Annotated in this window: 10 protein-coding genes; 4 read left to right on the forward strand and 6 right to left on the reverse strand. The window is 66.9% G+C overall.

Annotation, left to right across the window (positions count from 1 at the left end):
- Window positions 1-177: 177 nt before the first annotated feature.
- A complete protein-coding gene (locus tag G6026_RS06625; protein WP_309230206.1) occupies window positions 178-600 on the forward strand; it encodes a VOC family protein in 423 nt (140 codons plus the stop codon).
- Window positions 601-661: 61 nt separating this feature from the next.
- Window positions 662-1,438, forward strand: coding sequence for an SDR family NAD(P)-dependent oxidoreductase (locus G6026_RS06630; RefSeq protein ID WP_182612689.1), 777 nt, complete (start codon window positions 662-664; stop codon window positions 1,436-1,438).
- Between the two features lie 262 nt (window positions 1,439-1,700).
- Here the strand turns inward: G6026_RS06630 and G6026_RS06635 are convergent, their stop codons facing one another.
- The 4 genes from G6026_RS06635 to G6026_RS06650 form a co-directional block, all read right to left on the reverse strand.
- Window positions 1,701-2,531, reverse strand: a complete 831-nt coding sequence (locus tag G6026_RS06635; RefSeq protein ID WP_182612691.1) for an amino acid ABC transporter permease — start codon at window positions 2,529-2,531, stop codon at window positions 1,701-1,703.
- The gene (locus G6026_RS06640; protein WP_017837355.1) at window positions 2,528-3,190 is read right to left on the reverse strand and encodes an amino acid ABC transporter permease; all 663 of its coding nucleotides are present in this window, start codon (window positions 3,188-3,190) and stop codon (window positions 2,528-2,530) included. The genes G6026_RS06635 and G6026_RS06640 overlap by 4 nt, the downstream gene beginning before the upstream one ends.
- 78 nt (window positions 3,191-3,268) lie before the next feature.
- Window positions 3,269-4,084 carry a glutamate ABC transporter substrate-binding protein gene (locus tag G6026_RS06645; protein WP_107757632.1) on the reverse strand — a complete coding sequence of 272 codons (816 nt, stop codon included), beginning with the start codon at window positions 4,082-4,084 and terminating at the stop codon, window positions 3,269-3,271.
- 89 nt (window positions 4,085-4,173) lie between these two features.
- Window positions 4,174-4,908, reverse strand: coding sequence for an amino acid ABC transporter ATP-binding protein (locus G6026_RS06650; protein WP_107757633.1), 735 nt, complete (start codon window positions 4,906-4,908; stop codon window positions 4,174-4,176).
- Between the two features lie 95 nt (window positions 4,909-5,003).
- On the opposite strand from G6026_RS06650, the gene G6026_RS06655 reads away from it, so the two are divergent.
- Together G6026_RS06655 and G6026_RS06660 are read left to right on the forward strand one after the other, a co-directional pair.
- Entirely contained in the window at window positions 5,004-6,242 is a 1,239-nt protein-coding gene (locus tag G6026_RS06655) for a fatty acid desaturase (protein WP_182612693.1), read from the forward strand.
- 17 nt (window positions 6,243-6,259) lie between these two features.
- Window positions 6,260-6,715: a hypothetical protein gene (locus tag G6026_RS06660; RefSeq protein WP_182612695.1), complete on the forward strand. Its 456-nt coding sequence runs from the start codon at window positions 6,260-6,262 to the stop codon at window positions 6,713-6,715.
- A gap of 87 nt (window positions 6,716-6,802) precedes the next feature.
- Here the strand turns inward: G6026_RS06660 and G6026_RS06665 are convergent, their stop codons facing one another.
- Both G6026_RS06665 and G6026_RS17185 read right to left on the reverse strand, forming a co-directional pair.
- Complete coding sequence (locus tag G6026_RS06665; protein ID WP_107757635.1) at window positions 6,803-7,081, reverse strand: WhiB family transcriptional regulator; 279 nt, start codon at window positions 7,079-7,081, stop codon at window positions 6,803-6,805.
- Window positions 7,082-7,293: 212 nt separating this feature from the next.
- Window positions 7,294-7,716 (reverse strand): glycosyltransferase (locus G6026_RS17185; protein WP_277815597.1); only part of this gene is annotated, 423 nt, incomplete at its 5' end.

The following is a 7,716-nucleotide window of genomic DNA, read 5'->3' on the forward strand; positions in this document are numbered from 1 at the left end:
CGGCTCCTCGCGCTGGCCGGCCGCGACCCCGCGTCGGCCTGACCTCGCGGCGACGGCGAGCGCGAGGGCGACGGCGACGAGATTTCACGTGACCGGCGCCGCCACCGGGTCTAGCGTTGCGGATACCGGGTCGCACCGGCACGCGGTCGCCCGTGACGAGAGGCTCCGATCATGGCCATGACCTGTATCCCCTACATCTCCTTCCCAGGTAACGCGTCCGAGGCGTTCCCGTACTACCAGGGGCTCTTCGGCGGGAAGCTCGACGTGATGACCTACGACCAGTTCCCGTCGACGGAGGACTTCCCGTTCGACCCGCCGCACGGGTCGGTGGCGCACGCGACCCTCGAGGCCCCCGGTATCAGCCTGACCGGCGGAGACTCCATGGGAGAGAACCTCCCGCAGCCGCGGAACGACGTCTACTCGTTCCTCCTGGGTTTCGACACCGAGGGCGAGGCCCGAGCATTCCTGGACAAGGTCACCAGCAGCGGGGGCGAGATGGCGATGCCGTTCGAGGTCGCCCCGTGGGGGGACCTCTACGGGCAGGTCCACGATCGGTTCGGCATCCGCTGGGACGTGGTGGTCGAGGGCTCGGCCAGCTGAATCACCGACCGAACGACCCGTGACCGCGATGTCGGTCACGTCGGCTTGTTACGGTTCTGACATGGATATCTCCGGAGCAAGTGCAATCGTCACCGGTGGCGCATCGGGAATCGGCGCCGCCGTCGTCCGTCAGCTCGCCGCGCAGGGGGCCAAGGTGGTCGTCGCCGACCTCAACGCCGAGAAGGGCGAGGCGCTGGCGAACGACGTCGGGGGCACGTTCGTGGCTGTCGACGTGACCAAGACCGAGGACAACGTCAAGGCCGTCGAGGCCGCTCTCGAACTGGGCCCGCTGCGGTACCTGGTCAACTCGGCCGGCATCGGGTGGGCGCAGCGCACGATCGGCCGCGACGGAGAGTTCGCCTCGGCCTTCGACCTCGACTCGTTCCGCAAGGTCATCGACATCAACCTCATCGGCTCCTTCGACATGCTGCGACTGGCCGCCACGGCGATGTCCCGCGGCGAGGCCGACGAGGACGGCCAGAAGGGCGCGATCGTCAACATGGCCTCCGTCGCCGCCTTCGACGGCCAGATCGGCCAGGCCGCGTATTCCGCCTCCAAGGGCGGAATCGTGGGGCTGACCCTCCCCGTCGCTCGTGATCTGTCGGCCGCCGGCATCCGCCTCAACACCGTCGCCCCCGGCCTCATCGACACGCCGATCTACGGCGAGGGCCCCGACTCCGAGGCGTTCAAGGCCAAGCTCGGTGAGAGCGTGCTGTTCCCCAAGCGTCTCGGCTCGGGCGACGAGCTGGCGTCGATGGTCATGGAGCTGCTCACGAACCCCTACATGAACGCGCAGACCGTGCGCGTCGACGGTGGCATCCGGATGCCACCGAAGTGAGCTGACACCGACGTGAGCTGACACCAGGTCGCCTCGGGTACACGACGGCCCCGCCGGAATCGATTTCCGGCGGGGCCCCTCGCGTATCCAGGGCCCGTCGTACGGCCACGCCGCGCCCGTCCCTCACTGTTCACATCCGCCGACCGCAGCCGCCCGTGTCCCTGAACTCTCGCGTGCGCAACCGCGCAGGCCGGTGTTCATCCAGACGGGCGTCTGCCCCGCAGGCGTACAGGCGCGGGAGCAGATGCCCGCCCGGCGGCGGTCAGGTCTTGGCGCGGCGCTTCTTCAGCCGACCTTCGAGGTAGACGGCGAACTTGGTGAGCGAGTAGTTGATGACCACGAAGAGGATGCCCGCCACGATGTACGCGGGAACGGTGTTGGCGTAGGCGGACCCGAGGGTCTTGGACCAGTTGAGCAACTCCAGGTAGGTGATGCCGTAGCCGAGGGCGGAATCCTTGAGGACGACGACGAGTTGGCCGACGAGCGCCGGGAGCATGGCCGTGAGAGCCTGCGGGAGCTGGATCGAGCGGAGCACCTGCCCCGGCGTGAGGCCCACGGCGAGCCCGGCCTCGGTCTGGCCCTTGGGCAGTCCGTGGACTCCGGAGCGGACGAGTTCCGCGATGACCGCGCCGTTGTAGAGGGTCAGGGCGGTGACCACCGCGGCCAGCGGCGCGTGCTGGTTGGGCACGAGGTTCGAGGTCGCGAAGTATCCGAAATAGGCGAACACCATCATCAGCAACACCGGGACCGAGCGGAAGAACTCCACGATCACGCCGCAGAACCACCGCAGCGGCGCGAACGGCGAGAGTCGACCCATACCGAAGAGCAAACCGAAGATCACCGCGAGCACGACGGAAATGGCTGCCGCCGTGAACGTGCCCTTGAGACCGGGGATCAGGTAGGAGGTCCACACCTGCGGGTCGGTGACGAAGGGCTCCCACATGAACGCCTGCAGCTGGCCGGCGGCCTCGAACTGGACGTAGACCACATAGGCGATCCCGAGGGCGATCAGGGCACCGACCACCGTGAAGATCTTGTGGCGGAGTCGGGCCTTGGGTCCCGGGGCGTCGAACAGAACGGCCTGGGTACTCATCGCTTCACCGCCAGCTTCCGTGAGAGGGAGGTGGTCCAGAGCCCGATCGGGAGGGTGAGCACCACGAACACCATGGCGAAGAAGAAGAACGTCGGCAGGCTGGCACCCTCGTTCTCGGTGATCACCTGCAGCAGCCCGGCGGAGTCACCTACGCCGATGACCGCGGCGACCGTCGAGTTCTTGATGAGCGCGATGATGACCGAGCCGAGGGGGGCGATGGAGCCCCGGAAGGCCTGCGGGAGGATCACCTCGCGCAGCGACTGCCCGAACCCCAGCCCGATCGACCGGGCCGCCTCGGCCTGCCCCACCGGGACCGTGTTGACGCCGGAGCGCAGCGCCTCGCAGACGTACGCCGCGTGGTAGACCGCGAGCATGATCGCGGCCCACCAGAAGGCGTTGCGGGCGAAGTTGTCCGAGACGGACAGCTGGAGGATGAAGGACAGGCCGAGGATGCTGAAGACCATCAGCAGGGTCAACGGCAGGTTGCGGAAGATGTTGACGTAGGAGGTGCCGAGCCCCCGGAGGACGGCCACCGGGGAGACCCGCAGGATCGCGACGATCGTCCCCAGCACCAGCGCGCCCGCCGTCCCGAGCAGCGAGAGCTGGATGGTGACCCACACCGCCCCGAAGACGTCGTAGTTGGCGAATATGTCGCCCATGGTCGACCTTCCCTCATGAGGAGTGTGAGGTCCTCCGCGCCACTGTCCACTGTGACGCGGAGGACCCGGGTGGTCAGATCAGGCGCAGGCGTCCGGGTTGGGCGGGTTCCCCTCGCCCGGGACGAACCCGGCCGGGCCGAGGTTCTCCTCGACGGCGGCCTCCCAGCTGCCGTCGGCGATCATCTCGCGGATGGCCTCGTTGATCTGCTCGCACTTCTCGGTGTCGCCCTTCCGGATGCCGATCCCGTAGAGCTCCTCGGAGAACGGGGCGCCGACGACCTTGAGCTGGCCCTGGTACTGGTCCTGCGCGGCGTACCCCGCGAGGATCGTGTCGTCCGTGGTCAGGGCGTCGACCGCGTTGGACACCAGTGCCGAGACACATTCGGAGTAGGTGCCGAACTCCTGGAGGTTGACCCCCGGGACCTCTTCCTGGACGTTCTGGGCCGAGGTGGACCCGGAGACCGAGCACAGGCGCTTGCCCTCGAGGGAGGCCGGGCCCGTGATGCTGTCGTCATCCGCGCGGACCAGCAGATCCTGGCCGGCGATGAAGTACGGCCCGGCGAAGTCGACCTTCTCCTTCCTGGAGTCGGTGATCGAGTAGGTGGCGACGATCATGTCCACCTGGCCGGTCTCGAGGAGGGTCTCGCGCTGCGCGCTCGGCGCCTGGACCCACTCGATGTCCTCGGCGGGGGTGCCGAGCTTCTCGGCGATGTACGTGGCCACGTCGACGTCGAGCCCGGTGTAGTCGTTGCCCTCCTTGAGACCGAGGCCCGGCTGATCGAATTTGATGCCGATCCGGAGCTGGTTCTCGCCGCCGTCGTCGTTCCCGCACGCGGCGAGGCCGAGGGCCAGGGTGACCGCCGCGGCGGCCGATCCGATCCGTCGGAAGTTCATGGGTTCTCCTCGTGAAATGGGTGGGTAGGGATAGTGGGAATCGGTGTCGGATCGGGCGGGCGGGGGTGAGAACGCCGCTGCAGACCGACTCAGTTGGTCAGGATCTTGGACAGGAAGTCCTTCGCGCGACCGCTCTGCGGGTTGGTGAAGAACTCTTCAGGGGTCGCCTGTTCGACCAGCTCGCCGTCGGCCATGAAGATGACGCGGTCGGCCGCCTTCCGGGCGAATCCCATCTCGTGGGTGACCACGACCATCGTCATGCCGGACTTGGCCAGGCCCGTCATCACGTCGAGGACCTCGTTGATCATCTCCGGATCCAGGGCGGAGGTCGGCTCGTCGAAGAGCATCACCTTGGGGTCCATCGCCAGGGACCGGGCGATCGCCACGCGTTGCTGCTGACCGCCGGACAACTGCGCCGGATACTTGGCCGCCTGGTGGCCCACACCGACGCGGTCGAGCAGTTCCATCGCCCGCTTCTCGGCGGCGGCCTTGGTCTGCTTGCGCACCTTGATGGGTCCGAGGGTGACGTTCTCGAGGATCGTCTTGTGGGCGAACAGGTTGAACGACTGGAACACCATGCCGACGTCCGCGCGGAGCCTGGCGAGCGCCTTGCCCTCCTGGGGCAGTTCCTTGCCGTCGATCGTGATGGAGCCCGATTCGAAGGTCTCGAGCCTGTTGATCGCGCGGCAGAGGGTCGACTTTCCGGAACCCGAGGGCCCGATGACGACGATGACCTCGCCCTGTTCGATGGACATGGTGATGTCCTTGAGCGCCTGGAAGTCACCGAAGTGCTTGTTGACGCCAGAGATCTCGACGAGTGCCATGCGGAGATCATAAGCGCCTGAGGGTTTATCGAGTATCGACTCGCCGATCCGGGATTGCGGTCGACAACTCCGCCCCCCCTCCGTACCGTCAGCGTATGGCGATATCAGACGTGCAGGAATACGCCCATCTCTCCGCCGAGGACGTCGAGGAAATCGGCCGAGAGCTCGACGCGATCCGGCAGGAGGTCATGGATTCGCTCGGCGAGTCCGACCGCCGGTACGTGAACGACACCATCCGTCTCCAGCGCGGCCTCGTGGCCGGTGCCCGTGTGGTGCTCCTCTTCTCCGGGTATCGACCCGCGTGGCTGCTCGGCACCGGCATGCTGGCCGCCGGCAAGATCATCGAGAACATGGAGCTCGGCCACAATGTGATGCACGGGCAGTGGGACTGGATGAACGACCCCGAGGTGCACTCCACCACGTGGGAGTGGGACATCGTGGGGACCTCGGAGCACTGGAAGGCCACCCACAACTACCACCACCACAAGTACACCAACATCGTGGGGATGGACGACGACGTGGGGTATGGCGTGGTTCGCGTGACCCGCGACCAGCCCTGGCATCCGGGGTACTCGCTCAACATCGTGTGGAACACGATTCTCGCGTTCACTTTTCAGTGGGGCGTCGGGGTGCAGCACCTGGAGATCGCGCCCGGCACGATCAACTCCTCGGGGTGGCCCGAGCAGAAGCGGCGCATCGGCCAGTTCCTCCGCAAGGCCCGCCGCCAGGTGGGTAAGGACTACGTGTGGTTCCCGTTGCTCTCCGGGCCCAACTGGAAATCGACGATGGCGGCCAACGCCACCGCGAACGTCATCCGCAACCTGTGGTCGAACGCGGTGATCTTCTGCGGGCACTTCCCGGACGGCGCCGACAAGTTCACCCTCGAGGATCTCGAGGAGGAGACGCAGGCCCAGTGGTATCTGCGACAGATGCTCGGGTCGGCGAACTTCACGGGGAGCGATCTCACCCACTTCATGTCGGGCAACCTGTCGTTCCAGATCGAGCACCATCTCTTCCCGACCATTCCGTCCAACCGGTACAAGGAGCTTTCGGTGAAGGTCCAGGACGTGTGTCGGCGCTGGGACCTGCCCTACACCACCGGCCCGCTGTACAAGCAGTACTGGCAGTCATGGCGCACGATCGCCAAGCTCTCGCTTCCGAACCGGTTCCTCAAGGCCGGCCCGGACGATGCCCCGGAGACCAGGTCCGAGCGCATGTTCGCGGGTGAACCGCGTACCTACACCGACCCCCAAGGGGCTCGGTCGGGCTTGGTCACCGCACTGAAGCACCACACCGACCCGGAACAGCTCCGGCGTCTGACCCGCACGGCCTGACGGTGGCGGACGACCAGGTGAGCGAGGGCGCCGGCAGCACCCGCCGGACGCGGAGCGTCGACGAGACCCACCGGCGTCCGGCGGGTGCGACCGACGCCGAGGTGGAAGCCGCCGGCACGGCGAGCGAGGCACTCGAATACATCGAGCGGGCCCGCGGGCGCCTGTACGACATGCACCAGCTGATCGGGCGGGCGGACCTGCTCTACCAGAAAGCTGCGGACCAGTTGGAAGCAGTGGGCAGAACCCAGCTCGCCGAGACGATCCGGTCTGAGATGGTGGGGGTGAACGTCCTCCACGGACGATGGACGTTCCAGATGGTCGAGGAGTTCGACGACGGCTTCTGGACGACGGCCCGCCGGGTCAGCCGGGCGGTGGTCGACGAGGTGACCGGTGGCCGGCAGCACGTGCACGAGGCCGAGATGAAGGAACGGAACCGGTCAGCCGGGCGCGACGGCCACGAGCCGACCCCGTAGGCGCATCGTCGCGCCGCCTACGGGGTCGGGGCTTGACAGCGGTCGAGAACTGGACGGGGATCGAGGACTGTCAGTGACCGAGTGCCGTCAGCCGGTGCGGTGCCGACCGGCCAGGGCGTGACGTTCGGACTCGGTCGTCCCACCCCAGACGCCGTACAGTTCCTTCGAATCCATGGCGAATTGACGACACGCGTCGAACACGGGGCATCCCTGACATACCGCCTTCGCCTTGTCCTCCTTACGTCGGCGCTGCCCCTTGGATTCGTCGTCCGCGCTGTAGAACAGGTCTTCCAGATCGATACACGCGGCGGAGTCGCGCCACGACCAGAATTCTGCGGTTGGTTGCAGGTTCCTGTATCTGGGCATGGCGTCTCCTCCTCGCGAGACTGAAGTGCCCTGCCATGAGCCCTGAAGGTTCAGAATGCGATGACCTCATATTCTCAGTTGACAGAAACACGTCAAACGCACGAAGCCCAACCAAGGCTTTCCTAACCGCCTCGAAATGCCTGTGATGCTGGGACGATCAGCCGATTCTTCCTGAGGTTAAAGTTAGGCAATATAACTGAGCCCAGGATCTGTCACCCCACGAGCCCTCTCGTGGCGGCCCTGATGACCTCGGCGGCGCGGGCGGCCGCCCCGTCGACACCCCACCACGATCTGATCCCCGTCGACGCGCCGTCCCGGGAGCGATCGACCTGGGCGGTGACGGCGTGGGCGACAGCCGTCGGGCCGTCGCCGTACCTCATCACGGCGGCCCCGGGGATCCCGTGGAGGGCCTCGGCCGTCGCGTCCTGCTCACCGTACGGTCGGCGGCCCGGGACCACGACGAGCGGGACATCGGCGCAGGCCGCGTCCGCCACCGATGCCTGCCCCGCCCCGGTCACCACCACGTCCGCCGAGCACAGCTCCGGCCACGGGTCCTCGAGCCACGATCCGTCCGGTCCGCCGATCTCCAGCCAGTCGGCGACCCCGAGATCGCGTGCGGTCATTCTCACGGCCCA

It is taken from the genome of Dietzia sp. DQ11-38-2 (genome assembly GCF_014145055.1).
Lineage (GTDB): Bacteria > Actinomycetota > Actinomycetes > Mycobacteriales > Mycobacteriaceae > Dietzia.